Genomic DNA, 25,828 nt, shown 5'->3' with positions numbered 1-25,828 from the left:
GAATATTGCCCCCATGCAGAATAACCCTCTAAAACCTGGATATAACTTTAATGCTCATTTAGTGGCTGGACTAACGCCAATTATTGAGGGAGATGAACTGGATTTTACGATTGATCGACCTAATGGCATGAAAGGTTTTATTGTCAATTTTACGAGCAAAGGCGAGGGAACCATTTTTTATGGCGAAGATGAGTTTCACGTGAAACCTGGAGACTTACTTCTTTTCCCTCCAACAGCGGCTCACTATTATCATCGAAAAAAAGATTGTGCTTCTTGGTTTCACCGTTGGGTTTATTTTCGGCCACGAGCCTTTTGGCATGACTGGCTAACATGGCAACAGCAAAAAAATGGCGTCTACTTAACGCAAGGGTTGGATGAGAATACCATTCGATATATTGAAAACCTGTTTATCGATATTGAATACACTTCAAAACAAGATGTCCCTTATCGAAATGATTTATCGATTAACTTGCTCGAACAATTATTGATTAGATGTAAGACACTGCAACCGGATGTCGTCAGCAAACCGCTTGACCCTAGGGTGGTGGAAGCGATGAATTATATGACGCAAAACCTCAATCAAGACTTCACTATCGAGGATGTTTCGGCCCATATCTGTTTATCACCATCGCGTTTAGGCCATCTATTTCGTTCTGAAATGGAGATGACCATAACCCAATGGCGCGACGACCAAAGGATCAGCCGAGCCAAACAATTACTGGTCACGTCTAACTACTCGGTCAATCACATTGGTCGAATTGTGGGCTATTCAGACCCACTCTATTTTTCTCGTGTTTTTAAACGTAAGGCCGGTGTGAGCCCTAAGATTTACCGCGATCAAATTACTTTGTAAACCTATGCAATCTGTCCGTTTGGGCTTTTCGTCAATTTGGGCCGCTGTCATTGAGTGATCGTTTTAGGCGTTTTAAACTGCTGCACGACAAGCCCTGTGATGATCAGCACTAAACCAATCAGAGTGGTGGGGTGAATAGTTTCGCCAATAATAGTAGCCAGCAACAGCAGTGAGATGAAAGGTGAAGCAAAAATGAGATTGCTGATCCTTGCGGTGTTGGCCGTGAGTTTTAACGCACTCAACCACAGCACGAAGGTGATCCCCATTTCAAACAAGCCGACATAAGTTACCGCACTCCACCCTTTAATCGTAATCTGATGCCAGCTTGCACCTTCATAACAACTTAAACCAATCGCAAAAGGGATGGCGATCAAAAACCCCAGTAAAACGCCAATCACGGGGTCGGCGGTGTTTTTGGTATTAAGAATCCAGTAGCCAGCCCAAAGAAGCGTTGATAATAGTGCCAGCCCAACACCCAGCGGGCTATCAAACTGCATGGCTAAAATATCACCCTTAGTCGCGATAACCACCACACCAAAATAGCTCAGTGCACACGCTATCCAATCTTGTTTACGAATGGTTTGTCCTAAAAATACAGCGGCCATCAGTGTCAGGGTGATGGCCCAACTGTAGTTGATCGCTTGCGCTTGAGAGGCGGGCAGCAGTGAGTAGGCCTTAAACAGAATGAGGTAGTATGCGAGAGGGTTAATTAAGCCCAACAATAAGTAATACCAAGGGTTAGCGAGAAAGGTACTCACCACTTGGTTGAGCTTGCCTTGCAGCGCGCAAATGCCCAGCAGTACGCACCCAGAGACAGCACTCGCAACCGTCAGCATCTGGATCGGCGTAAATTCAGCCAGCGTAAGTTTGAAAGCCGTAGCAACCGTTGACCACAATAATACGGCAGATAAGCCAAAGCCGAGTGCGCGTCGTTCGTCCATGAATCCTCGTTAGAATAATTGTTGAAATAGTGTTCAGCGGCGCAAGTCTATAGTTTGCTGTTAACTTGTACAAACTGGACATTTATCCAGTATCGAAATACCATTTGTCCATGACTGATAAAATGAGTTAACCCGTTATCATGCAATGGATTATCGAAAATCAAGCGTTAGTGCTTTCAACGTTAGGCAGCGCCGTGCTGAGTGGCTCAGTCGCTGGCTGGTGGGTTAAGCAGAAGCTCAATTTGAAAAGTGAGCTATTACAACAGCAGTTAGAGACTCATCAAGCCCATCATCAGCAGCAGATAATCGAACTCAAACAAGCCTTGCAGCAGGCGCGACAAGAGTTGGATGAGCTGGATGAAGAACGAGATAAAGCCGCATTTGAGCTTAAGCAATCGCACGGGAAATTCATGGCCGCGATGGAAAAGTTGCGCTATTTCGAAGTGGTTAAGCAAGAGCGGCAACAGAGCATGGAAGATGCGCACGCTCTGCGTGAGCAGAAATCGCAACTTGAGGCTCAACTGCGTGAGCAAGAAGCGCGGCATGAACAGCAAATTCAATCGAGCCAAGAAAAACTACAGTTACTTGAACACGCTGAGGAACGCCTAAAGCAGCAGTTTGAGCAGCTAGCCAATCAGTTATTTGAAGTCAAAACTGCGAAAGTGGATCAGCAGAACCGTCAAAGTTTGGAAGGGCTACTTTCTCCACTGAAAGAGCAGCTCGAAGGGTTTAAAAAGCAGGTCAATGACAGCTTCAATCATGAAGCGAAAGAGCGCCATACGTTGGTTCATGAATTGAAAAACTTACAACGCCTCAATGAACAGATGGCGCAAGAGGCACTCAATTTGACCCAAGCGCTGAAAGGCGACAATAAACAGCAAGGCAATTGGGGCGAAGTGGTTCTCGCGCGGGTGCTGACCGAATCGGGCCTGCGTGAAGGGCACGAATATCACACTCAAGTCAGTTTGCAAAACGAGGCTGGTAAGCGCTATCAACCGGATGTGATCGTCAATTTGCCACACGACAAACAGGTGGTGATTGACTCGAAAATGGCGCTGGTGGCTTATGAGCGTTATTTCCATGCTCAAACTGAAAGTGAACGTGCTCGCGCATTAAGTGAGCATTTACTTGCGCTGCGTGCCCATATAAAAGGACTCGGTCAGAAAGATTATCATCAGCTCAAAGGGCTACAAAGCCTGGATTACGTGCTGATGTTTATTCCCGTCGAACCTGCATTCCAAGTGGCGATTCAAGCTGATCCCAGCTTGGTAAAAGAGGCGATGGAGCAAAATATTTTGCTGGTTAGCCCAACCACCTTGTTGGTTGCGCTGCGTACGATCGATAATTTATGGCGCAATGATCGACAAAACCAGAACGCGAAGTTGATCGCTGAGCGGGCCAGCAAATTGTACGATAAATTACGCTTGTTTATGGAGGACATGGAAGGGCTTGGTGGCGCGTTAGACCGTGCAAACCAAAACTATCAAGGGGCGATGAATAAGCTCGCGACAGGGCGTGGCAACGCACTGCGTCAAGCCGAAAGTTTTAAACAACTTGGCGTCGAGATAAAACGTTCCATAAACAGTGAGTGGGTCGAAAAAGCGCAAAATGAGGCATGGGCAGACAGTGCGGTGGAAAATGCACCTTTAGTAGAAAGACATCACGCTGAGGATAAAGTAAACTGATCGCTCGCAGTCGCCTTTAACAACACAGTGCTGCCCAAGAGGAACCTTCATGACGGATACCAGCGTGCAATCAAAAACAGTATTAGAGACACAAAATACCACTCACTTTGGTTTTGAAACCGTAGCGAAAGAAGAGAAAGTCGCCAAAGTTGCGCAAGTTTTTCACTCGGTTGCGGCCAAATACGACATGATGAATGACCTGATGTCCGGTGGCATTCATCGCTTATGGAAGCGTTTTACCATTGATTGCAGTGGCGCTCGCCCGGGCCAACGTATTTTGGATCTTGGTGGTGGTACGGGCGATCTAACCGCCAAATTTTCACGCATTGTGGGCGAAAAAGGTCATGTTATTCTGGCTGATATCAACAACTCGATGCTCAATGTCGGACGCGATAAATTGCGTGATAAAGGTGTCGTGGGCAACGTACATTACGTGCAAGCCAATGCCGAAGAACTGCCTTTTCCTGATAACTATTTCGACTGCATTACCATCAGTTTTTGCCTGCGTAATGTAACCGATAAAGATAAAGCGCTGAGCTCGATGTTCCGCGTTTTAAAACCGGGTGGTCGTTTGTTGGTACTTGAGTTCTCCAAGCCAGTGCTTGAGCCATTATCCAAAGTATACGATGCGTATTCGTTCCATCTATTGCCGAAAATGGGCCAAATCATTGCCAATGATGCCGACAGCTACCGCTATCTTGCGGAATCTATCCGCATGCATCCCGATCAAGAAACCTTAAAAGGGATGATGGATCAGGTTGGTTTTGAACAAACGAGTTACTACAACTTAACGGGCGGTATTGTTGCGCTGCACCGTGGTTACAAATTCTAAGGATTGGGCATGCCGTTTGAGCCTTTAGTTACCGCCGCGATTGAGACCACACTCAACACCTTAATTCAAGACGATCCTGAATTGGTGCGCCGATTATCACGCCTGAAAGGGCAAGTCATCCAAGTGCATCTCAAAGAGTTCAATAAAACGCTGACCTTCATTTTTAGCCAGCAAATTGATGTGTTAGCGGCTTACGAAGGCGAGTCGAATTGCTACCTGTCGCTCAATGTTTCCATTTTGCCCGAGCTACGTGAGCAAGCGAACATCACCCAACTGATCAAACAAGATAAGTTGGTGCTGGAGGGCGATATTCAACTGGCGCAAAAATTTGCCCAGTTGATCACCGATTGCAAGCCGGATGTTGAAGAGTGGTTGTCACGCCTGACGGGCGATGTGCTGGCTCACGCTTTAGTGCAGGGTGTGAAAGACATAGGCCAAGCGCTGCAATCACAACGAAGCAAGCATCAAAACCATCTCAGCCAAGTGTTAACGGAAGAGTGGCGTTTATTGCCCAGCTCGCTCGAGGTGGCTTATTTTTGTGACCAAGTGGATGATCTCAATAGCCAAGCGGCGCGTATCGAAGCCAAAATTCAACACTTGTTGGAGCAAGCATGACGCCAACTGAACTCAAGCGGTTGTACCGAATTATCAAAGTACAATTGGAATATGGTCTAGATGAACTGTTGCCAGAACATCAACTCACTAAAGCGCCAATATTAGCGCGTAAAGGATTGTTCTGGATTAAAAATCAGCATGCGGACAAACCATTAGGTGAGCGCTTGCGCTTAGCCTTGCAAGAGCTTGGCCCAGTGTGGATTAAGTTTGGTCAGATGATGTCAACGCGGCGTGACCTGTTTCCACCGCACATCGCAGACCAACTTGCGTTACTGCAAGATAAAGTCGCTCCGTTTGATGGTGTACTTGCTAAAACTCAGATGGAAAAAGCGTTGGGCGGCGCTTTAGAAACTTGGTTTGATGAATTTGATATTGAACCACTTGCTTCTGCATCGATTGCTCAAGTCCATACCGCCAAACTCAAATCATCTGGCCGGGAAATCGTACTCAAGGTGATTCGGCCAGATATTCGGCCAGTGATTGATGCCGATATCAAACTCATGTATCGCATGGCGAAAATTGTTGCCAAAGCATTACCTGAAGCAAGGCGACTGAAGCCCGTTGAAGTGGTGCGTGAATACGAAAAAACTCTGCTTGCTGAACTCGATCTACGCCGAGAAGCAGCCAACGCCATTCAACTGCGTCGTAACTTTGAAAATAGTGAAGAGTTATACATTCCAGAGATAATTCCTGACTTTAGTAATGAAACTGTCATGGTTTCTGAGCGAATATACGGCATTCAAGTTTCTGATATTGAAGGTTTAGCGGCCAACGGTACTAATATGAAGTTGCTTGCTGAACGCGGGGTGAGCGTATTCTTTACCCAAGTGTTCCGCGACAGTTTTTTCCATGCCGATATGCACCCGGGTAATGTCTTTGTTAATCCCGCGCATCCTGACAATCCACAATGGATTGGCTTAGATTGTGGTATTGTCGGTACCTTAAACAGTGAAGATAAACGTTATTTAGCCGAAAACTTCTTAGCTTTTTTCAACCGAGATTACCGCCGAGTGGCACAATTGCACGTTGATTCTGGTTGGGTTCCACGTGAAACCAACATCGATGAATTTGAGTTTGCTATTCGCGTGGTCTGTGAGCCAATTTTTGCCAAGCCATTGTGCGAAATCTCATTTGGTCACGTGTTGCTAAACTTGTTTAACACGGCTCGTCGCTTCAATATGGAAGTGCAGCCGCAATTGGTCTTGCTGCAAAAAACGTTATTGTATGTCGAAGGGTTAGGGCGTCAGCTTTATCCTCAATTGGATTTGTGGCAAACCGCTAAACCATTTTTAGAAAAATGGATGATGAACCAAGTTGGGCCGCAAGCGTTTATCCGCGCAGTGAAAGAGCGAGCTCCGCTTTGGGCTGAAAAATTACCTGAATTGCCAGAGCTGCTTTACGATAGCCTCAAACAAGGTAAAGCAATGAACCAAAGGTTGGATCAGTTGTACCAAGGTTATCGAGCCAGTAAGCGTCAACAGGCAACAGGAAAGTTTTTATTTGGTATTGGCGCCACTTTGGTCGTATGCTCGGCGATATTAGTGACCAGTGCTTATCAGCCGTTTGCAATAACCAGTGCGATTGCAGGTGTTGTATTTTGGCTACTCAGTTGGAGTGCTTACCGTCGTTAAGCGGTCTTTTATTTGAAATCAATTTGTTGAGAAATTCCTGAGGTGTAGAGAATGGGTGGTATCAGTATTTGGCAACTTCTAATTATTGCCGTGATTGTTGTATTACTATTTGGAACCAAGAAACTGCGTGGTATCGGTAGCGATCTCGGTGGTGCGGTTAAGGGGTTCAAAAAGGCGATGAGCGATGAAGAGCCAGCCAAGAAAGACGCAGATTTTGAACCTAAAAATATAGAGCAGCAGAAGACAGAAGCGACTGCTGAGACTAAAAAAGATAAAGAGCAGGCCTAACACGTGTTTGATATCGGTTTTTGGGAGCTGGTATTAATATCGGTTGTCGCGTTGGTCGTTCTTGGCCCTGAGCGTTTACCTCATGCTATTCGCAGTGTGGCAAAATTTGTTAGCACAGCAAAGAACATGGCGAACAGTGTCAAAGATGAATTAGCACATGAGCTCAAAATTCAAGAGCTGCAAGAAAACTTGCGTAAAGCAGAGCAAATGGGAATGGAAAATTTATCTCCAGAGCTGAAATCTTCTGTGGATCAGCTCAAGCAGGCTGCGCAAGATGTACAACGCCCTTATGCGAACTCATCGCCCTCTGAAACAAAAACAGAGCACGATGGACAAAGCGTTGAAGTGATTCCCGCTACAACGATTTCGTCGCCTGAAACGGCCGATAAGAAAGCCGACTCATCTCTGTAGGAGGAGTTATTGTTACCACTGTAATTCCTCCTCTTAAGCTCTATTTATACGAGGTTCGATATGTCTTCCGTTGAGCAGACACAGCCTTTAATCAGTCACTTGCTAGAACTACGCGATCGTTTATTGCGTTCAATAGCTGCGGTGATCGTGATTTTTATCGGCTTAGTCTATTTCTCTAGCGACATCTACGATTTTGTCTCCAAACCATTGGTTGAGCGTTTGCCTGAAGGGGCGACGATGATTGCGACCGATGTTGCCTCGCCCTTTTTCACGCCACTCAAACTTACTTTGATCGCGTCCGCTTTTCTCGCGGTGCCTTTTATCCTTTATCAAATCTGGGCCTTTGTCGCTCCAGGTTTGTATAAGCATGAACGCCGTTTAGTCATGCCATTGATGTTTTCAAGCTCATTGTTGTTCTATTGCGGTGTGGCGTTTGCGTACTTTGTGGTATTTCCGCTGGTGTTTGGCTTTTTTACGGCCATCTCTTTAGGCGGTGTTGAGTTTGCAACGGACATTGCCAGTTATCTCGATTTTGTGCTTGCGCTCTTTTTCGCTTTTGGTATCGCCTTTGAGGTTCCCGTCGCCATCATTTTACTGTGTTGGACGGGGGCGACGACGCCGAAAACCTTGAGTGAGAAAAGGCCTTATATCGTGGTTGGGGCATTTGTGGTGGGTATGTTACTGACGCCGCCTGATATGGTGTCGCAAACCTTGCTCGCCATTCCGATGTGTTTATTGTTTGAGGTTGGACTTTTCTTTGCTCGTTTTTATGTGCGCAAAGATGAGGAAGAGCCGGAAGATGAAAGTCATTAATACATGAAAAAAGCGGCGAATAGCCGCTTTTTTTGTACCTATGATAGTGGACTATTTAATCTTCAAAAGATAACCGCACTGAGAGCATCGATAGACTTCCTTGATACCCAGAAGTTTTTGCCAGAAGGTTCGATGTTGACGTTGTAAGTGATTACCATGTTCACACATATTAGCCACGTTTATGTATTAAAATTTTGCCGCATACTATAGTGTTTGCATAACTATTTTTGTGATATAGATCACGTTAATGTGTATATCATTCTATCTATAGTTCTATAAATTATAATTTAAACAGTGAGTTAGCATTAGTGTTTGTAATGTTATTCACTTCAACCAACGAGAGTTCGGTGAGTTCTGCGATGCGTTTGGCAACTAGCGTTGTGTAAGCTGGTTCGTTGCGCTTACCTCTGTGAGGGACAGGGGCTAAATAGGGACAATCTGTTTCTAGCAGAACAAAGTTCATATCGAGATGCGGTAATACTTTATCCATGCCGCCATTTTTAAACGTTGATACACCACCAATCCCAAGATGAAACCCTAGCTCATTAATGGCTTTAGCTTCTTCAAGCGTGCCGCCAAAACAGTGGAATACACCGCTAAGTGAGCCATCTTGCTCTTTTTCCAGCAGTTGTAGAGTTTGAGTGATGGAATCACGGGTGTGGATGACAACAGGCAAATCGCGCTCTTTGGCCCAATTAAGTTGAGTGACGAAAGCCATCTCTTGTTCGGCCTGAAAGGTTTTGTCCCAATACAGATCAATGCCAATTTCACCAATGGCGATAAAGGGGTGTTTATCTAGCCAAGATTCGATAACCGTTAGCGTTTGCTTCACATTTCCATCTACATAGCATGGGTGCAGCCCCATCATCGATCGGCAAAGTTCAGGGTAAGCCGCTTCTGTTTTAAGCATAGGCTCAATGGAGGCAAGATCGATATTGGGCAACAAAATAGCCTCAATGCCTTGCGCTTTAGCGCGTTGTACGACCTCATCTCGATCGTGATCAAATTCAGCGGCATAAATGTGAGCGTGAGTGTCAATCATGGTGTGTCTCGATAAACAGAGAATGGGAGAACAGTATACGGAAGTGTGAGCCTGAGGTCATTTTTCTGATTTTTGTCGATTGCCGCTAGCGTCAAAAAGCGAGAGTGATATGATTTCGCCACACTTGAGCGATAGCGGTAGTGAAGAAAGAATGCTTTCTCACACCGCGTATAAACAAGGAGAAGAGAGTGTCAGTATCCATTCAAGGTCAGTTCCCAGGGCGTCGCATGCGTCGCTTACGCAAGCATGATTTTAGCCGCCGTTTGATGGCTGAGAATCAGTTATCGGTTAATGATTTAATTTATCCCATGTTTATTTTGATGGGTAAAGATCGCCGCGAGCCAGTGGAGTCTATGCCTGGTATTGAGCGTCTCTCTATCGACTTAATGCTCGAAGAAGCGCTGTATTTGGCTAATCTCGGCGTGCCAGCCATCGCACTTTTTCCAGTGGTTAATCAAGATGCTAAAAGTTTGTGTGCTGCTGAAGCGCATAATCCTGACGGCTTAGTGCAACGTGCGGTGAAATTATTAAAAGAGCATATACCACAAATGGGTGTCATTACCGACGTCGCGCTGGATCCTTTCACGACCCATGGCCAAGATGGCATCATCGATGAAAGTGGCTATGTGATGAATGATGAGACCACCGAGGTGTTGATCAAACAAGCGCTGTCTCACGCTGCAGCCGGTGCCGATGTGGTTGCCCCTTCCGATATGATGGATGGACGAATTGGTAAGATCCGCGAAGCGCTTGAAGAGGCGGGTTTTATTCACACACAGATCATGGCTTACTCTGCGAAATACGCGTCATGTTATTACGGCCCATTCCGCGATGCGGTTGGTTCCTCTTCGAACCTGAAAGGGGGAGACAAGAAAAACTATCAGATGGATCCGGCCAACAGCGATGAAGCCATTCACGAAGTGGCGATGGATATCAATGAAGGGGCTGACATGGTGATGGTGAAGCCCGGCATGCCATACCTTGATGTGGTGCGCCGCGTGAAATCTGAATTACAAGTTCCTACGTTTGCGTATCAAGTGTCTGGCGAATATGCGATGCATAAAGCGGCCATTTTAAATGGTTGGCTTAAAGAACGAGAAACCGTAATGGAGTCATTATTGTGCTTTAAACGCGCTGGGGCAGACGGCATTTTAACCTATTTTGCTAAAGACGTTGCGCAGTGGCTGGCAGAAGATAACGCCAAAACGGCACAATATTTACATCAAGATAACTAAGTTGTGAATTTAGGCTGGGGAGCGATTTTTCTATCTATTTGAAAATCAATTAAAAAAAGATTTCATGAAATAGATGGGTAGGTGTTTTTAGCATGATTAGAAAATAAATGAGATTTTTTCTCATTTAGGGGTTGATAATTAAATGAGAATCATTATTATTAACCATGTCTTAGGGAATGGCGAAGTTCACAAGGACGTCGAGTTTACGATTAACGAATTGCTAGGTGTTAAAAGTAACAAGACAAATTGGCGACGAACTTGCGCAAGTTCTTTTTGACACGACATTGCTCACATTGCTTCCAGTGTAATTTATAGCTTTATCGTAAGGCTGAATGAATCACTTCACTTAGTTTTACCTGTTTTTGCTAGGCGACATCCTCGGGTGTCGCTTTTTTTATCGCTCATTTTCAAGAGGATGCTTTTGTTGTGAATAAAAGGCCATCGATAGTCTTTTCCACAATCAATGATCGTAAAAAGATCATGATAGGAATGTTCGATCTTTGTTTTATTCATTTATAAACAATAAGTTAATGCCATTGTTTTCCTCGTTAATCACTGTTTAATAACCAGTGGATAAAAACTATGAACAGAGTTATCCACAGAATGTCATTTGCGGTGGTGGACAAATCAGCAAAATGTTTCGTTGCTCAAGGTGCATTGGCGTGGAATCCTCAAGACAGTCATGGCATCCTTAGTCATTACATTTCGTACTCGCTTTGGATTGCAAAAGACTATGGCTCGCATACCTGACAACCCGTTCATTCTGATTGATGGCTCTTCTTACCTTTACCGTGCATTTCATGCCTACCCAGGCACCATGAGTAATGGCGAAATTCCAACTAATGCTGTCTATGGCGTGGTCAATATGCTCCGTAGCATGATGCGCCAGTTTTCCGCTGAGCGTATGGTGGTTATTTTTGACGCGAAAGGAAAAACCTTCCGCGATGATATGTACCCACAATACAAAGCTAACCGTCCACCAATGCCTGATGATCTACGTTGTCAGATTGAGCCGTTGCACAATGTCATCCGTGCGATGGGACTACCGCTGATATCGATTGAAGGTGTCGAAGCCGATGACGTGATTGGTACGCTAGCCTCTCAAGCATCACAAGCCGGCATGCCAGTGCTGATCAGCACAGGTGATAAAGACATGGCACAGCTGGTGGACGAGAATGTCACCTTGATCAATACCATGACGAATGTGGTACTTGACCGTGAAGGGGTGATTGAAAAATTCGGTATCCCTCCTGAGCTTATCATCGATTATCTGGCCTTGATGGGCGATAAAGTCGATAACATTCCTGGTGTACCGGGTGTCGGTGAGAAAACAGCGATTGCGTTACTACAAGGCATTGGCAGCCTAGAGCAAATTTACGATAACCTCGATAAAATTGCGCAATTGGGTTTTCGCGGCTCTAAAACCATGGCGCAAAAACTGGCGGATAACCGTGAAAACGCTTTTCTCTCTTACCAATTAGCCACTATCAAGCTGGATGTCGCTTTGGAAGAGAAACCAGAAACCTTGTGCAAAACCCAGCCCAATATTGATGAGTTGATTAAACTTTATGGTCAGCTCACGTTTAAATCTTGGTTAACAGAATTGCTGGATGGTGGTAATGGGGTGATTGACGCTGATGAAAAAGTGGGTGCGGTAAACACTTCTTCTTCACAAGCAAGGGAGATGGATACAACCGCCGCCACGATTGATCGCAGCCAATATCAAACCATTTTAGATGAAGAGACATTTAATACTTGGTTAGAAAAACTGAAAGCGGCAGAAGTGTTTGCGTTTGATACGGAAACCGACAGCCTCGATTATATGGTAGCGAATTTAGTTGGCCTCTCTTTTGCGACCGAAGAGGGCGTTGCAGCGTATGTTCCTGTTGCGCATGACTATCTTGACGCACCAAAGCAACTGGACCGTGATTGGGTACTCGCCCAACTTAAACCCATTTTAGAAGATGAAAGCCAAGCCAAAGTGGGGCAGAACCTAAAATACGATGCCAGCATTGTTGTGCGTTACGGTATCAATATGAAAGGCATCAAGCACGATACGATGCTCGCATCTTATGTGTACAACAGCGTCGGTGGCAAACATGATATGGACAGTTTGGCGCTACGATTCTTGCAACACAGCTGTATTTCATTTGAACAGGTGGCGGGCAAAGGTAAAAACCAGCTGACCTTCAACCAAATCGAACTTGAGCAAGCGGCACCGTACGCTGCGGAAGATGCTGATGTGACTTTGCGACTTCATCACCGTTTGATGAGTCATATTGAGCAAGATGAGAAGCTTAATCGCATCTACCAACAGATAGAAGTACCTCTTGTTCCCGTGTTGTCACGTATGGAACGTACAGGCGTGATGATCGATGATATGTTGCTTGGCGCGCAATCGCATGAAATCGCTGCTCGTTTAGAGCAACTAGAACAACAAGCGTTTGATATCGCGGGTCAACCTTTCAACCTAAGCTCACCAAAACAGCTGCAAACCATTTTGTTTGAACAGATGGGGCTACCGGTGATTAAGAAAACGCCAACAGGTACACCTTCCACCAATGAAGAAGTACTGCAAGAGTTGGCACTCGACGGTTATCCTCTGCCTAAAGTGATCATTGAACATCGTGGTTTAGCTAAGTTGAAATCAACCTATACCGATAAACTGCCTAAAATGATCAACCCAACCACAGGGCGAGTGCATACCTCGTATCACCAAGCTGTAACCGCCACTGGTCGTTTGTCTTCAACCGATCCAAATTTGCAAAACATTCCGATCCGTAACGAAGAAGGACGCCGGATCCGTCAAGCCTTTATCGCTCCTCATGGCTGGAAAATTCTGGCCATCGATTACTCGCAAATTGAGCTGCGGATTATGGCGCATTTGTCCGGCGATAAAGCGCTGCTTGAAGCATTCCAGCAAGGGAAAGATATCCATGCAGCGACCGCGGCTGAAATTCTTGGAGTGAGTATTGAGCAAGTCAGCAGTGAGCAACGTCGCCGTGCGAAAGCGGTTAACTTTGGTTTGATTTACGGGATGAGCGCCTTTGGTTTAGCCAAGCAGCTCGGCATTCCTCGTTATGAAGCCCAAGAATATATGGATAAATACTTTGAGCGTTATCCTGGTGTGATGCAATACATGGAAGATACACGCTCTACGGCTAGTGAACTTGGCTATGTTGAAACTTTATTTGGTCGCCGTTTGCATCTGCCTGAAATTAAATCGCGTAATGGGATGCGCCGCAAAGCCGCTGAACGTGCTGCGATCAATGCTCCAATGCAAGGTACGGCTGCGGATATCATCAAAAAAGCGATGCTATTAGTCGATGCTTGGATTGAGGAGCATGGACAGGGACGCGTTAAACTCTTGATGCAAGTGCACGATGAACTGGTGTTTGAGGTGCAAGAGACGGCTTTAGCCGAAATTGAAATTAAAGTACAACAATTGATGGAATCAGCGGCAACGCTAGCGGTGCCATTGGTCGCGGATACTGGTCATGGAGACAACTGGGATCAGGCGCATTAGTTGTTTTTTGAGCAGAATTAGCTAATTTATATGAGCCGACGCACAAATGTCGGCTTTTTTATGGCCTAGAAACAAGTGTTCTTGATTTTAAACTTTGTGTTGTTTAATAAAATTTTCATGAAAAAAAACTACAAAAATAGTTTTCATTTCTGACCATTTGTTATACATTAACTCTCGTAGGGTACAGAGGTAAGATGTTCTATCTTTCAGACCTTTTGTTTCACGTTATTGGATTAGGCTGATTCAGCCGCCCCAGTCAGTATTTGACTGGGGCGTTTTTTATTGGGCCAAAGAAAATATTCATCACTGTTTTTTTACGAGAATTTAGGTGATAAAAACACACTATTCTATTGCTGAGTAGTTACTTTATTTCTTTTATAAACACCCAATTCTGTAACTGGCTAACAGTCACACTTTGATTATTTCTAATGAGAAATCAAGTTCGCCTCAAACACAAAGAATATGTTTAAATATTATTAATATTCATTATGTTATGTTGATTTTATTGGAGTGAGCCAGAGGAGTGTTCTGTGGGTGAGTGAATTGATGACTCTTTGACCTATTGAAAAGTTGGAGGGATTAAGGAATGCTTAGCAAAACAATAATAAATTACCTCCTACTTCTCTCCCGTTGCCCCACCAGGATGGTGGGGATTTTTCTCTTTGCCGTTCGCATTTGGATTTAAAGCCTATAAAAAAGCCCCACGATTAGGTAGGGCTCTGTTGGAGTCACGATTTTTAGTGTTCTTCTGAATTAGTGCTGTGCAGAATGGTCTGGATTCTCTTCTATCTCTTCTAAGTGAGTTGAGTCACACTCATCCATCTCTTCCACTGTTTCTTGCTCGGCTAAATGTGCGAGTGCGGGTGCAAACCACGTATCTAATTTGTTACGCAGCACATCGACGCCTAAGCCTTTCAATGATGAAAAAGCATCGACAGTGACATCGCCGCCAAAAGAGCGTGCCTCTTCACGAATTTTTAACACTTGAGCTTTACGTGCGCCACTTTTTAGCTTGTCCGCTTTAGTCAGTAGTACTAGTACTGGGATGTAGCAATCGACAGCCCAAGAAATCAATTGTTGGTCGAGATCTTTCATCGGATGGCGAATGTCCATTAGCACAACCAGCCCTTTTAAGCTCTTACGCTTTTGTAGGTATTCACCTAATGATTTTTGCCATTTTTTCTTCAGTTCCAAAGGAACTTGAGCAAAACCATAGCCCGGTAAATCCACAATATGACAACCTTCAGTGACTTTAAATAGGTTGATCAGTTGGGTTCGACCCGGAGTTTTACTGGTTTTAGCCAAGCTCTTCTGATTCGTTAAGCGATTCAACGAACTCGACTTACCTGCATTGGAGCGTCCTGCAAACGCAATTTCGATCCCTTCATCATCAGGTAGATGACGAATGTCAGGCGCACTGGTAATGAAATGCGTGTTTTGATAATGAATTTTTACGCTCACTGTTAACTCCATCTCGACTTTGTGTAGTCGATTGATTACTTTTTTGTGAAATTGTGTAAAATAACCGTGCTCGGCATAAGGTCGCCTATTGTACCATGAGTCGCCACTGAGAGTGAGTAGCAACTGCAAAGTGGTACTGGAAGCTTGATAATTATAAATGGAATGTCATGAAGAAATTAGCGCTAATCTTGAGTCTTTTAGCCAGCTGCTCAGTGTGGGCCCAAGGCAGCATTGAAGCTGGTAAAGCAAAATCCCAAACGTGTGTTGCCTGTCACAGTGCTGATGGCAATAGTCTACTTACAATTTATCCTAAAATTGCTGGTCAGCATGAGAAATACATAGAGAAGCAATTGCATGATCTCAAGCTGGGAATGACAAGCGGTGGCAAACAAGGTCGTTACGATCCCGTAATGAGTGCCATGGCGATGCCTCTTAGCGACGAAGATATAGCTGATCTTGCAGCGTATTTTGCATCACAAACTATTTCAGCGAACTCAACGCCTGAAGACGTTGCAGTGAAAGGAAAAGCACTTTATAGCGCAGGTGATGCAGAGCGTGGTTTAACCGCTTGTATTGCGTGTCATGGTCCACGTGGTAATGGTACTGAGCTTTCAGGTTTCCCTAAAATTTCTGGTCAGCATGCTGACTACATCAAAGCTCAACTGCAAAAATTCCGCGATGGCGCTCGTAATAATGATATGAATGCCATGATGCGTGATGTCGCGAAAAAGCTCAGCGACACTGACATCGAAATACTTTCTAAATACGTTGGCGGCCTTCACTAAACCCTACACCGTTCGAGCACTGTTGTTTGAAAACGCCTTAGCACTGAGCTAGGGCGTTTTCTTTTGTACTGAAGAAAACGTAATTTTTTGCTCAATGATCGGCTTACCTATCGCTTTTTTTATCTTTTTTTGCCTAGCTGGTGAAAAAATACGCGCTGACTCTCCACTCTAATGCCACTTTCTGGTATGTTGCGCATCCCTGTTTGAGGATGTTACATGCACATTTGCCCATTATGTTTTAGTGAACAAATAGTTCCTTATTTTGCCGATAAAGTTCGCCTTTATCTGCAGTGCCAACACTGTGCACTTGTGTTTGTTAGCCCTGAACATCGTCTTGACGAAAAAGCGGAAAAAGCATTTTATGATTTGCATGAAAATACCCCGCAGGATAGGGGTTATCGCCAGTTTTTGTCACGCGTTTGTGCGCCGATGTTGGAGAGGCTTTCTCCGGCATCTAACGGGTTAGATTTTGGTTGTGGGCCGGGGCCAACCTTATCCATTATGTTGGAAGAGGCTGGGCACACAATGTCGTTATACGATATCTTTTTTCATCCAGATGAAAAGGTGTTGCAGGCGACCTATGATTTTATGACTGCCACTGAAGTGATTGAGCATTTACATAAGCCGCACCAAGTTTGGCAGCAATGGTTAAATTTAGTTAAGCCAGGAGGCTGGATTGGGTTAATGACCAAACTAGTCAAAGACGTGGAGGCGTTTGCTGGGTGGCACTACAAAAATGATCTCACACATGTGATCTTTTTTAGTCGTGAAACCTTCCAGTACTTGGCCAAGCGGGATGAGCTTGAACTTGAATTTATTGGTAATGATGTAATTTTACTGAGGAAACCCCAGTAATGAGCCGTAGTAAAAAATCGAGAAAGCCGGGTTCAGCCGGTGAAGGCGACGTGATTGTCACGCGTAATCGCAGTGAGGCAGATGTTGAAGGCCGTTTGCGTAAGCGAGTTAAAAAACAGAAAGGTCTGAAAGCGGGTAGCCGCCATTCCGATGGTTCAGATCAGCAGCAGCGAGAAGCCGCTAAAGCGCGCGATCCACGTTTAGGCAGCAAGAAAAAAATTCCTCTGGTGGTTGAGCCAGCGAAGAAAATGACCAAGCAAGAGCGTCGTTTGTCGGCTGAGCAAGAGCTCGAAATGCTGGAAAATGATGCGCAATTGAACGTGTTGCTCGATCGTATTGATAATGGCGAAAACCTAGGTGCCGGCTTGCAAAAATACGTTGATGAGAAACTCGATCGTATTGAAGCACTGATGAAGCAACTTGGTCTGTATGCTGAAGAGCAAGAAGATGTTTTCGAGCCAATCGTGACTGGCGGTAGTGCCAAAAAATCACGTTCAGATGATGATTTATTATCAGATTTTGAAGGCTTCGACCTAAATGATTTAAAAGGATAGAAAGTGCCATGAATGTAACCTTGTTAGCCATTGCTGGTGGAATCATTATTCTCGGCTTAGCGTCTTACGCTGGTTACCTTCTGCTGCAACTGAAAAAGCAAAAGGATTTGCAGCTTCAACATCAAACATTGGCCATTGAAAAACGCAATGCAAATATTTTTGATAGCGTAAATACGCTTTGCATGGCTGGGATTCAAGGCCAATGTGATCTCTCCGAGATCAGCATCCGTGTCTACTGCATTATGGATTATGTTCAAGGCGAACAGAGAATCGACTTTGATAGTTCGTATCCCGCTATTTCCGAACTTTATTATATAGTGAAGGATATGCCGCGTGGCGAAGAGCGCAGCCAACTCGCTAAACAAGAGCGAATGAAGCATAACTTAGTGCGCCAAAAGGCGGAGGCCCGTTTAATGGATGCGATTGTTGAAGAGTTAAAAGTTCTGCAAAAACGCATTGCCCCTTTGAATAGTCAAATTCCGATTCAAATGATGTAATGGCTCGACTGCCTCTTTCGAGTGAGTGATCGCGTTAGCAGTTTAGAACATTTATACACAAATTTCGTTTTGTCACCCGACGTCCGTCATTGTCATGTGGCAAAATAGCCCGTCAAAGTTTCGAACGGAAAGCACAGCATGTCTTCGCAAGTCGTACCCAGCCAACAGATCGTATGGGATCAAGCTGTTTTAGATAAGTATAACTATTCAGGCCCGCGTTATACCTCTTATCCTACAGCACTTGAATTCCATGAAGCATTTACTATTGCCGATTATGATATGGCGTGTGCCCAATACCCTGACAGGCCACTTTCGCTTTATATTCATATCCCGTTTTGTCACAAACTTTGTTACTACTGTGGTTGTAATAAGGTGATTACCCGTCATTCGCATAAAGCCGACGACTATTTGGATGTGCTCGAACATGAGATTCGCCAACGAGCCTCTTTGCTGCATGGCCGTAGAGTCACACAACTGCATTTCGGTGGCGGCACACCAACCTTTTTAACTCAATTGCAAATTAGCCGTTTAATGGCCATTTTGCGTGGTGAGTTCCGCTTTGAAAATGACGCAGAAATCAGTATTGAAGTTGATCCGCGTGAAATTGAGCTAGAGATGCTTGATCACCTGCGCAGCGAAGGATTTAACCGCCTGAGCATCGGCGTACAAGATTTCAACAAAGAAGTGCAAAAGCTGGTGAACCGCGAGCAAGATGAAACCTTTATTTTTGCTATGGCGGAACGAGCTAAACAACTGGGTTTTCGCTCAACCAACCTTGATCTCATATACGGCTTGCCTAAGCAGACTAAAGGCTCTTTTGCTAAAACATTAGCGCAAGTGTTGGAGATGAAGCCGGGTCGATTGTCGGTATTTAACTACGCGCACATGCCGCAGCTGTTCGCTGCGCAGCGTAAGATTAAAGATGAAGATCTACCTACGGCGGAAGAAAAACTGGCCATATTACAAGACACGATCGCGACCTTAACGGGTGCTGGTTATCAGTTCATTGGCATGGACCATTTTGCTCTGCCCAATGATGAGTTGGCCGTCGCGCAGCGTGAAGGCATTTTACATCGCAACTTTCAAGGTTATACCACGCAAGGTAACTGCGACTTAGTTGGCTTTGGTGTCTCAGCCATTTCAATGATTGGGGATGCGTATGCGCAGAACCAAAAAGAGCTGAAAAAATACTATGAGCAAGTCAATGAGTTACGTCATGCACTCTGGAAAGGGGTGGCACTGGATAGTGATGACTTACTTCGTCGCGAAGTGATCAAGCAGCTTATCTGCAATTTCAAATTGGATAAAAGCCAAATTGAAGCACAGTTTAACGTGACGTTTAATCACTACTTCAAGCAAGATCTTGAGTTACTACAAACTTTTATTGATGATGAGTTAGTGGAAGTCGATGAAAAAGAGATCCGCGTTACTTTGCGCGGGCGGTTGTTGATCCGCAACATCTGCATGTGCTTTGATAAATACTTGCGTGTTCGTGCTCGTCAGCAACAATTTTCGCGGGTAATTTAATGCCCTTACCATGAATCAAAAAGCCACTGCTCGTCAGTGGCTTTTTCTTTGAAAAGAGGGATGAGTTATGGCGTCAGGTATTTATTCGCTGCAACATCCCACAATGCTTTGATTAATGGGTTATCAAGCTGCGAGCGTTTGCAGCACACACCGAGCTGAAATGGTTTTACGGGTGCTAATTTAAGGCGCTGGATCTTATCTCTCACCGGGCTATTGTTGATCACTACATCCGGCGCAATGCCGATACCGCAACCGAGCGCGACCATGCTGACAATCGCTTCATGCCCTGAGCTCTGCGCGTAAATATTGGGTTTGATCTTCATTTTTTTAAACCATGCATTGGCTCTATCTCTTGCCGTTCCCGCTTCAGGAACAATAAAAGGGACAACTGACCAATCGGGTGTGTCATTTTGCAGTTGTTCGATAAAGCTACTGATCCCGAGCGGCGCGATCACCGATAAGGGTATTTCACCAATCGTTTCAAATTCAACGCGAGCTGGTAGCTGTTCGGGCATGGCTGAAATGGCAATATCCGCTTCATCATTCAAAATCTTATCAATCGCTTGAGCAGGATCGCCAGTCAAGAGTTTGAACTCAATATACGGATGGCGAACTCGAAAATCGGACAGTAACTGAGGCAGGTGGCTGTAGCTGGCGGTGACTGAGCAAAACAAGCGAATTTCCCCTTGTAATACGCTGTTTTGGTTTTTCATTTGTACGTTATATTGCTGCCACTCTGTAATGATTTTGAGTGCAACAGGAACCAGTTTACTGCCTGCTGGCGTTAGCTCAACGCTACGATTATCACGCACAAATAAGCTTTGGCTAGTTTCTTCTTCCAGCTTCTGGATCTGCCGGCTGAGCGCGGATGGGCTGATGTGCATCGCGGCGGCGGTCTTACTGAAGTTTTTACTCTCACACAGATGGATAAACATCTGCAGGTTTTTAATGTTCATAAGTTAATCACATCACGTTGCATAAATTGCAATAACTAATTGTGAATATATCACTTTAAGCAACTTGATGTCTGCTTTAGTATCAGTTTATTCGGTTCTAGAAACCGACCTGATGGAAAGAATCTTTAAAGGAGAGCGCTAACATGGCTAACTATTTCAATACCCTAAATCTACGCCAACAACTTGACCAACTTGGTCGTTGCCGCTTTATGGATCGCTCTGAGTTTGAAAGCGAAGCCGAGTACCTCAAAGGTAAAAAAGTAGTGATTGTCGGTTGTGGTGCACAAGGTTTAAACCAAGGTCTAAATTTACGAGACTCTGGCCTTGATGTCTCTTATGCATTGCGTCAAGCAGCGATCGACGAACAGCGTCAGTCCTATAAAAATGCTAAAGAGAACGGTTTTGAAGTGGGTAGCTATGAAACGCTTATCCCTCAAGCAGACTTGGTCATTAACCTAACGCCAGATAAACAGCACAGCAATGTTGTCGAAACCATCATGCCGCTGATGAAAAAAGGTGCAGCATTGGGGTATTCTCACGGCTTCAACGTGGTTGAAGAAGGGATGCAGATCCGTAAAGACATCACGGTTGTGATGGTGGCGCCTAAGTGCCCGGGAACCGAAGTGCGTGAAGAGTATAAGCGTGGTTTCGGCGTGCCGACTTTGCTTGCTGTTCACCCAGAAAATGACCCTCAAGGTGAAGGTTGGGATATCGCAAAAGCTTGGGCGGCGGGAACGGGCGGTCATCGTGCTGGCTGTTTGGAATCCTCTTTCGTTGCCGAAGTAAAATCGGACCTTATGGGCGAGCAAACCATCTTGTGTGGCATGCTACAAGCGGGTTCGATTGTGTGCTATGAGAAGATGGTAGCAGAAGGTATTGACCCAGGTTACGCAGGTAAACTACTGCAATACGGTTGGGAAACGGTAACCGAAGCGCTGAAATTTGGTGGCATCACTCACATGATGGATCGCCTATCAAACCCAGCAAAAATCAAAGCGTTTGAGTTATCTGAAGAGCTTAAAGACTTGATGCGTCCACTGTACAATAAACACATGGATGACATTATTTCTGGTCATTTCTCTAGCACTATGATGGCTGACTGGGCCAACGATGATGCTGATTTACTGGGTTGGCGTGCTGAAACCGGTGAAACTGCGTTTGAAAACTACCCACAGTCTGATGTACAGATCACTGAGCAAGAGTACTTCGACAAAGGTATTTTGATGATTGCCATGGTTCGCGCTGGGGTTGAGCTGGCATTTGAAGCTATGACGGCTTCCGGTATTGTTGAAGAGTCAGCTTACTATGAATCCCTGCATGAGCTGCCACTGATTGCTAACACAGTAGCACGTAAGCGTTTGTATGAAATGAACGTGGTTATTTCTGATACGGCAGAGTATGGTAATTACCTGTTTGCCAATGTCGCAACACCGTTACTGCGCGAAAAGTTCATGCCAAAAGTATCTACTGATGTGATTGGTAAAGGCCTTGGAGAAAGCTCGAATTTCGTTGATAACGCGACCTTGATTGAAGTGAACGAAATTCTTCGCAACCATCCGGTTGAGTACATCGGTGAAGAGTTGCGCGGTTATATGACAGATATGAAACGCATTGCTGTCGGTGGCTAAAGGCTAATTAACCTTCCGGTGGTTAAGAAGGGGCCGAGAGTTCGCCCCTTTTCAATGACGAGAATGATGACGTAAAGCTCCAGACTGACTGGAGAATAAATACAAAAGCAAACACAATATAAAACAAAAGGCTTGGTCGCCGTTGACCAAGCCTTTTTTATTGGGAAATTTTTATCTCAACCGGGCAATATTATTTGGCGGTGATTTTCGCTTCTAGCTCGGCCAATTTTTGCTCCATTTCAGTGAGCTTTTGGCGAGTACGCATTAATACTTGAGTCTGTACATCAAATTCTTCACGGCTCACCACGTCCAATTTATTTAATTGGCCTTGGATCACTTGGCGTATTTTTTGATCAACGTCGGCACCCAAATCTTTTACGGGTTGAGGCATTGAATCGTGAATTTGTTTGGCAATTTGCTCAAGTTTTTTAGGGTCAAACATAGCGGCTTACACTCCTGTCAGTTTGTCTCCATTCTAAGCAATTGAGCTGAGAATGTCGTTATTCAAGGTAAGAAAAAGGCCACTGAGGTGGCCTTTTTTGAAGCAGTCTTAATTATATTGTGTTATTTATTTTCAGCGAGTCGGCGTTGTGCTGCTTTGGCCTCGTCAACTCTGGCTAGCTTTTCGAGGTCTTTATCCTCAACAAACACAGGCAGTGGCTTATGTTTTTCGGCTAGATAGCTGTAAATTACCGGCAGTACGAATAGCGTAAATAGTGTACCAATCGCAAGACCTGCCACAATCACAATACCAATACTAAAGCGCTGAGCTGCACCTGCACCCGTTGCGTACATCAACGGGATCAAACCTGCAATCATCGCCGCAGTTGTCATCAGAATTGGGCGAAGACGCACTTTGGCTGCCTCCATCACCGCTTCGATGCGAGACTTGTTATGGTGTAGCTGCTCTTCTTTCGCTACTTCACAAATAAGAATACCGTGCTTGGTGATAAGACCAACCAGTGTAATCAACCCTACTTGCGAGTATATGTTCATGGTTGCTGCGCCCCAAGCTAGTGCAATTAATGCTCCGCAAATGGCGAGAGGAACAGATACCATGATAACCAATGGATCTTTTAACGACTCAAATTGAATCGCCAGTACCAAGAAGATGATGGCGAGTGCCAAACCAAAGGTCGCGTAGAGTGCGCTTCCCTCAGTCACGTATTGACGTGCTTCACCCATATAATCGTGGTTGTAGCCTGCGGGCAGTTTAGTCGCGGCAACATCCTCAAACCACGTAATCGCATCACCCATTGCAACTCCTGGGCCCGGTACACTTCCGACGGTTGCCGAGTTTAGCTGGTTAAAGTGCGGCAGTGAGCGCGGCTCTGCAATCACATCAATGGTAATTAGGCTCCCTAATGGGATCATTTTTCCGTCAACGGCACGCACAAAGTAGTGATTCATCGATTCAGGGTTGAGGCGATATTTACGTTCAACCTGCGGGATCACTTCATAAGAGCGGCCATTGAGATCGATGCGGTTGACATAGCCATCCGCCATCATGGTCCCTAATGTCGTGCCAATATCCTTCATCGTGATGCCATAAACCCCAGCTTTATCTTTGTCGATATTGATTTTCATCGTCGCAGAATCGTAATTGAGGTCTAAATCGGAGTACACAAACATCGGGCTTGCTTTCACTTCTGTTAGCACTTCAGTGGCAATAGCAAACAAACTTTCAAAGCTATTGGGTGTAGTGATGACAAATTGAATTGGCAATCCAGAGCCTGCGCCGGGAAGTTCAGGCATTTGGAAGGCCGTCACGGCCATGCCTGGAATATCTTGCACTAAGGTGCCGACTCGAGTGGCAACCTCAGCTTGGCTTGCCTGGCGTTCACTCCAAGGCACCATAGAGGCAATACCAAACGCTTGGTTGGAGCTTGGAACACCGGTAAAGACTTGAGCAAACTGAACTTCTGGCTGTTCAGACAGAATCGTATTCACGTCATTCATGGTGTTTTGTAAATAGTCCAAGTTCGCATTCGAAGAACCCGTACCAATTAACATGACCACGCCTTTATCTTCAGAAGGGGCAAGCTCACTTGGAATGAATTTGAACAGCATAGGCAGGCTGGCAAACACGATCACCGCAAAGGCAATCACGACAGGACGGCGCTGCATTACTTTCTCGAGTAATTTCGCGTAGCGGTTACTCATTGAATCAAGCAATCCATGCACTTTTTGTTCAAACTTGTTGGGCTCTTCGTGCGCTTTAAGCATTTTAGAACACATCATGGGTGAAAGTGTCAGTGCAACAATACCTGAAACAAATACAGCACCAGCCAGTGTGAGTGCAAACTCTTTAAAGAGTGAGCCTGTTATGCCACCCATCATCGCTATCGGTGCATAAACGGCGCCCAGTGTCAGCGTCATCGCAATTACCGGAACGGCGATTTCACGAGTACCAATAATCGCGGCACGAAATGGTGATTCACCCAGCTTAATGTGGCGGTCAACGTTTTCTAGTACAACGATTGCATCATCCACCACAAGGCCGATAGCCAATACCATCGCTAGCAGTGTCATCAAGTTCCATGAGAAGCCCATTCCCTGCATTACCATAGCAACACCCACTAAGGAGAGTGGAATGGTAACAATCGGGATGATAACGGCACGTAAAGAGCCTAGGAATAGAGTAATGACGACAAGTACGATCAAGGCGGCTTCAGCGATGGTTTTCATGACCTCGTGGATCGATTCATTGATCGCCACCGTGGAGTCATACATCACGTTCATTTCGATGTTACTTGGTAGATTACGCTTTAACTGCGGTAACAGATCCAGCACATCCTGAGCAATGTTGATTGGGTTTGCGCTAGGTGCTGCGTTGATGGCTGCTACAACCGCTTCTCGGCCGTTTGCACTTGCGCGGTAAACATCATGGCTTTTTTCTAGCGTGACGTTTGCAATATCACCTAGGCGAATAACATTGCCGTCGCCCGTTTTAACCACCAGGTTTTTCAGCTCATCGACATTTGACACTTGCGTATCGGCACTACCATTATACAGCACGAATTCGCCAGTGGCTTGTCCTGTTGCTGATTGATAGTTGTTGGCATTCAGCACATTCATCACATCGCCCGCAGTGAGCTGTAGTCCTGCCATTTTTGCTGGATCAAGCCAAATGCGAAGGGCGTATTTCATGCCACCATACAAGTCAATCTTAGAGACGCCGTTGACGGTGAATATTTGAGGGTTAAATACACGCTCAAGATAGTCAGTAATTTGGCTTGAACTAAGTTCATCACTAGTGAAACCAATATACAGCACCGCGGTGGTTGAGCCGGTAGACATAGTTACCGTCGGATCTTCTGCCTCTTTAGGAAGCTGTGAGCGTACCGAGTTCGTTTTTGCTAACACATCTGAAAGTGCAGCGTTGGGATCGGTATTGAGCTTCATCGTTACGGTAATCGTTGATTTACCCAATACCGAAGAAGAAGTCATATAATCAATGTTGTCGGCTTGTGCGACTGCTTGTTCCAAAGGTTGAGTGATAAAACCTTGGATTAAGTCGGCACTTGCACCGTAATAGCCTGTACTCACTGTAACAACGGTATTCGTCATTTCAGGGTATTCACGAACTTGCATTTTGAAAATAGCTTGAAAACCAAGCAGAGCTATCAAAAAGCTGATCGATACCGCGAGCACTGGACGTTTTATAAAAACATCAGTAAAACGCATGATTCC

The 25,828-nt window shown here is 45.1% G+C and carries 24 protein-coding genes; 18 read left to right on the top strand and 6 right to left on the bottom strand.

Annotated features, from left to right (window positions below):
- The first annotated feature begins 13 nt into the window (after positions 1 to 13).
- On the top strand, positions 14 to 853 hold the full coding sequence (araC, locus tag AACT23_RS15825; protein WP_029189931.1) for an arabinose operon transcriptional regulator AraC: 840 nt from the start codon (positions 14 to 16) through the stop codon (positions 851 to 853).
- A gap of 47 nt (positions 854 to 900) precedes the next feature.
- On the opposite strand, the gene AACT23_RS15820 is transcribed toward araC, so the two are convergent.
- Positions 901 to 1,794 carry a DMT family transporter gene (locus tag AACT23_RS15820; RefSeq protein ID WP_017044512.1) on the bottom strand — a complete coding sequence of 298 codons (894 nt, stop codon included), beginning with the start codon at positions 1,792 to 1,794 and terminating at the stop codon, positions 901 to 903.
- 140 nt (positions 1,795 to 1,934) lie between these two features.
- Here AACT23_RS15820 and rmuC point away from each other — a divergent pair, with 140 nt between their 5' ends.
- Genes rmuC through tatC form a run of 7 tightly spaced genes read left to right on the top strand, consistent with a single transcriptional unit; the run spans position 1,935 to position 8,069 of the window.
- Complete coding sequence (gene rmuC, locus AACT23_RS15815; RefSeq protein WP_094127921.1) at positions 1,935 to 3,479, top strand: DNA recombination protein RmuC; 1,545 nt, start codon at positions 1,935 to 1,937, stop codon at positions 3,477 to 3,479.
- A 49-nt stretch (positions 3,480 to 3,528) separates the two neighbouring features.
- Positions 3,529 to 4,311, top strand: coding sequence for a bifunctional demethylmenaquinone methyltransferase/2-methoxy-6-polyprenyl-1,4-benzoquinol methylase UbiE (ubiE, locus tag AACT23_RS15810; RefSeq protein WP_094127918.1), 783 nt, complete (start codon positions 3,529 to 3,531; stop codon positions 4,309 to 4,311).
- A gap of 9 nt (positions 4,312 to 4,320) precedes the next feature.
- Positions 4,321 to 4,926: a ubiquinone biosynthesis accessory factor UbiJ gene (locus tag AACT23_RS15805; RefSeq protein WP_047690304.1), complete on the top strand. Its 606-nt coding sequence runs from the start codon at positions 4,321 to 4,323 to the stop codon at positions 4,924 to 4,926.
- Positions 4,923 to 6,557, top strand: a complete 1,635-nt coding sequence (gene ubiB / locus AACT23_RS15800; RefSeq protein ID WP_013855638.1) for a ubiquinone biosynthesis regulatory protein kinase UbiB — start codon at positions 4,923 to 4,925, stop codon at positions 6,555 to 6,557. The genes AACT23_RS15805 and ubiB overlap by 4 nt, the downstream gene beginning before the upstream one ends.
- Before the next feature lie 51 nt (positions 6,558 to 6,608).
- Positions 6,609 to 6,845, top strand: coding sequence for a Sec-independent protein translocase subunit TatA (tatA, locus tag AACT23_RS15795; RefSeq protein WP_010319841.1), 237 nt, complete (start codon positions 6,609 to 6,611; stop codon positions 6,843 to 6,845).
- Positions 6,846 to 6,848: 3 nt separating this feature from the next.
- Positions 6,849 to 7,256 (top strand): Sec-independent protein translocase protein TatB, encoded by a 408-nt coding sequence (gene tatB, locus AACT23_RS15790; RefSeq protein ID WP_017050163.1) that lies wholly within the window; start codon positions 6,849 to 6,851, stop codon positions 7,254 to 7,256.
- 60 nt (positions 7,257 to 7,316) lie between these two features.
- Positions 7,317 to 8,069 carry a twin-arginine translocase subunit TatC gene (gene tatC / locus AACT23_RS15785; RefSeq protein WP_010319843.1) on the top strand — a complete coding sequence of 251 codons (753 nt, stop codon included), beginning with the start codon at positions 7,317 to 7,319 and terminating at the stop codon, positions 8,067 to 8,069.
- A gap of 280 nt (positions 8,070 to 8,349) precedes the next feature.
- Here the strand turns inward: tatC and AACT23_RS15780 are convergent, their stop codons facing one another.
- Positions 8,350 to 9,111, bottom strand: a complete 762-nt coding sequence (locus AACT23_RS15780) for a TatD family hydrolase (protein WP_094127915.1) — start codon at positions 9,109 to 9,111, stop codon at positions 8,350 to 8,352.
- 188 nt (positions 9,112 to 9,299) lie between these two features.
- Between AACT23_RS15780 and hemB the strand changes: the two genes are divergently transcribed.
- The 4 genes from hemB to AACT23_RS18045 all read left to right on the top strand — a co-directional run bounded on the left by hemB (position 9,300) and on the right by AACT23_RS18045 (position 14,114).
- Positions 9,300 to 10,346: a porphobilinogen synthase gene (gene hemB, locus AACT23_RS15775; protein ID WP_026028265.1), complete on the top strand. Its 1,047-nt coding sequence runs from the start codon at positions 9,300 to 9,302 to the stop codon at positions 10,344 to 10,346.
- Positions 10,347 to 10,928: 582 nt separating this feature from the next.
- Positions 10,929 to 11,096 (top strand): hypothetical protein, encoded by a 168-nt coding sequence (locus AACT23_RS15770; RefSeq protein WP_156117117.1) that lies wholly within the window; start codon positions 10,929 to 10,931, stop codon positions 11,094 to 11,096.
- Positions 11,080 to 13,872, top strand: coding sequence for a DNA polymerase I (gene polA, locus AACT23_RS15765; protein WP_094127959.1), 2,793 nt, complete (start codon positions 11,080 to 11,082; stop codon positions 13,870 to 13,872). Before AACT23_RS15770 ends, polA begins: the two co-directional genes overlap by 17 nt.
- 194 nt (positions 13,873 to 14,066) lie before the next feature.
- Positions 14,067 to 14,114: a hypothetical protein gene (locus AACT23_RS18045; protein WP_438356636.1), complete on the top strand. Its 48-nt coding sequence runs from the start codon at positions 14,067 to 14,069 to the stop codon at positions 14,112 to 14,114.
- A gap of 511 nt (positions 14,115 to 14,625) precedes the next feature.
- On the opposite strand, the gene yihA is transcribed toward AACT23_RS18045, so the two are convergent.
- Positions 14,626 to 15,333 (bottom strand): ribosome biogenesis GTP-binding protein YihA/YsxC, encoded by a 708-nt coding sequence (gene yihA / locus AACT23_RS15760; protein ID WP_017048504.1) that lies wholly within the window; start codon positions 15,331 to 15,333, stop codon positions 14,626 to 14,628.
- Positions 15,334 to 15,500: 167 nt separating this feature from the next.
- On the opposite strand from yihA, the gene AACT23_RS15755 reads away from it, so the two are divergent.
- From AACT23_RS15755 to hemN, 5 genes are all read left to right on the top strand, one after another.
- Positions 15,501 to 16,118: a c-type cytochrome gene (locus AACT23_RS15755; RefSeq protein ID WP_094127912.1), complete on the top strand. Its 618-nt coding sequence runs from the start codon at positions 15,501 to 15,503 to the stop codon at positions 16,116 to 16,118.
- Between the two features lie 216 nt (positions 16,119 to 16,334).
- The gene (locus AACT23_RS15750) at positions 16,335 to 16,973 is read left to right on the top strand and encodes a class I SAM-dependent methyltransferase (protein WP_094127909.1); all 639 of its coding nucleotides are present in this window, start codon (positions 16,335 to 16,337) and stop codon (positions 16,971 to 16,973) included.
- Positions 16,973 to 17,527 carry a Der GTPase-activating protein YihI gene (gene yihI / locus AACT23_RS15745; protein ID WP_013855646.1) on the top strand — a complete coding sequence of 185 codons (555 nt, stop codon included), beginning with the start codon at positions 16,973 to 16,975 and terminating at the stop codon, positions 17,525 to 17,527. The genes AACT23_RS15750 and yihI overlap by 1 nt, the downstream gene beginning before the upstream one ends.
- Before the next feature lie 8 nt (positions 17,528 to 17,535).
- Positions 17,536 to 18,024, top strand: a complete 489-nt coding sequence (locus AACT23_RS15740; protein WP_013855647.1) for a DUF2489 domain-containing protein — start codon at positions 17,536 to 17,538, stop codon at positions 18,022 to 18,024.
- 138 nt (positions 18,025 to 18,162) lie between these two features.
- Positions 18,163 to 19,551 carry an oxygen-independent coproporphyrinogen III oxidase gene (hemN, locus tag AACT23_RS15735; protein WP_047690293.1) on the top strand — a complete coding sequence of 463 codons (1,389 nt, stop codon included), beginning with the start codon at positions 18,163 to 18,165 and terminating at the stop codon, positions 19,549 to 19,551.
- A 65-nt stretch (positions 19,552 to 19,616) separates the two neighbouring features.
- Here hemN and ilvY read toward each other — a convergent pair whose 3' ends face one another.
- On the bottom strand, positions 19,617 to 20,507 hold the full coding sequence (gene ilvY, locus AACT23_RS15730) for an HTH-type transcriptional activator IlvY (protein WP_013855649.1): 891 nt from the start codon (positions 20,505 to 20,507) through the stop codon (positions 19,617 to 19,619).
- Between the two features lie 143 nt (positions 20,508 to 20,650).
- Between ilvY and ilvC the strand changes: the two genes are divergently transcribed.
- Positions 20,651 to 22,135, top strand: coding sequence for a ketol-acid reductoisomerase (gene ilvC / locus AACT23_RS15725; protein ID WP_013855650.1), 1,485 nt, complete (start codon positions 20,651 to 20,653; stop codon positions 22,133 to 22,135).
- 190 nt (positions 22,136 to 22,325) lie between these two features.
- On the opposite strand, the gene ubiK is transcribed toward ilvC, so the two are convergent.
- Positions 22,326 to 22,577 (bottom strand): ubiquinone biosynthesis accessory factor UbiK, encoded by a 252-nt coding sequence (gene ubiK, locus AACT23_RS15720; protein WP_010319855.1) that lies wholly within the window; start codon positions 22,575 to 22,577, stop codon positions 22,326 to 22,328.
- Positions 22,578 to 22,699: 122 nt separating this feature from the next.
- Positions 22,700 to 25,822: a multidrug efflux RND transporter permease subunit gene (locus AACT23_RS15715; RefSeq protein WP_094127906.1), complete on the bottom strand. Its 3,123-nt coding sequence runs from the start codon at positions 25,820 to 25,822 to the stop codon at positions 22,700 to 22,702.
- Positions 25,823 to 25,828 lie beyond the last annotated feature (6 nt).

Source organism: Vibrio sp. V09_P4A23P171, from assembly GCF_963875615.1.
Lineage (GTDB): Bacteria > Pseudomonadota > Gammaproteobacteria > Enterobacterales > Vibrionaceae > Vibrio > Vibrio anguillarum.
The sequence above is the reverse complement of the archived record's forward strand: the minus strand, read 5'-3'. Positions and strand labels throughout refer to the sequence as shown.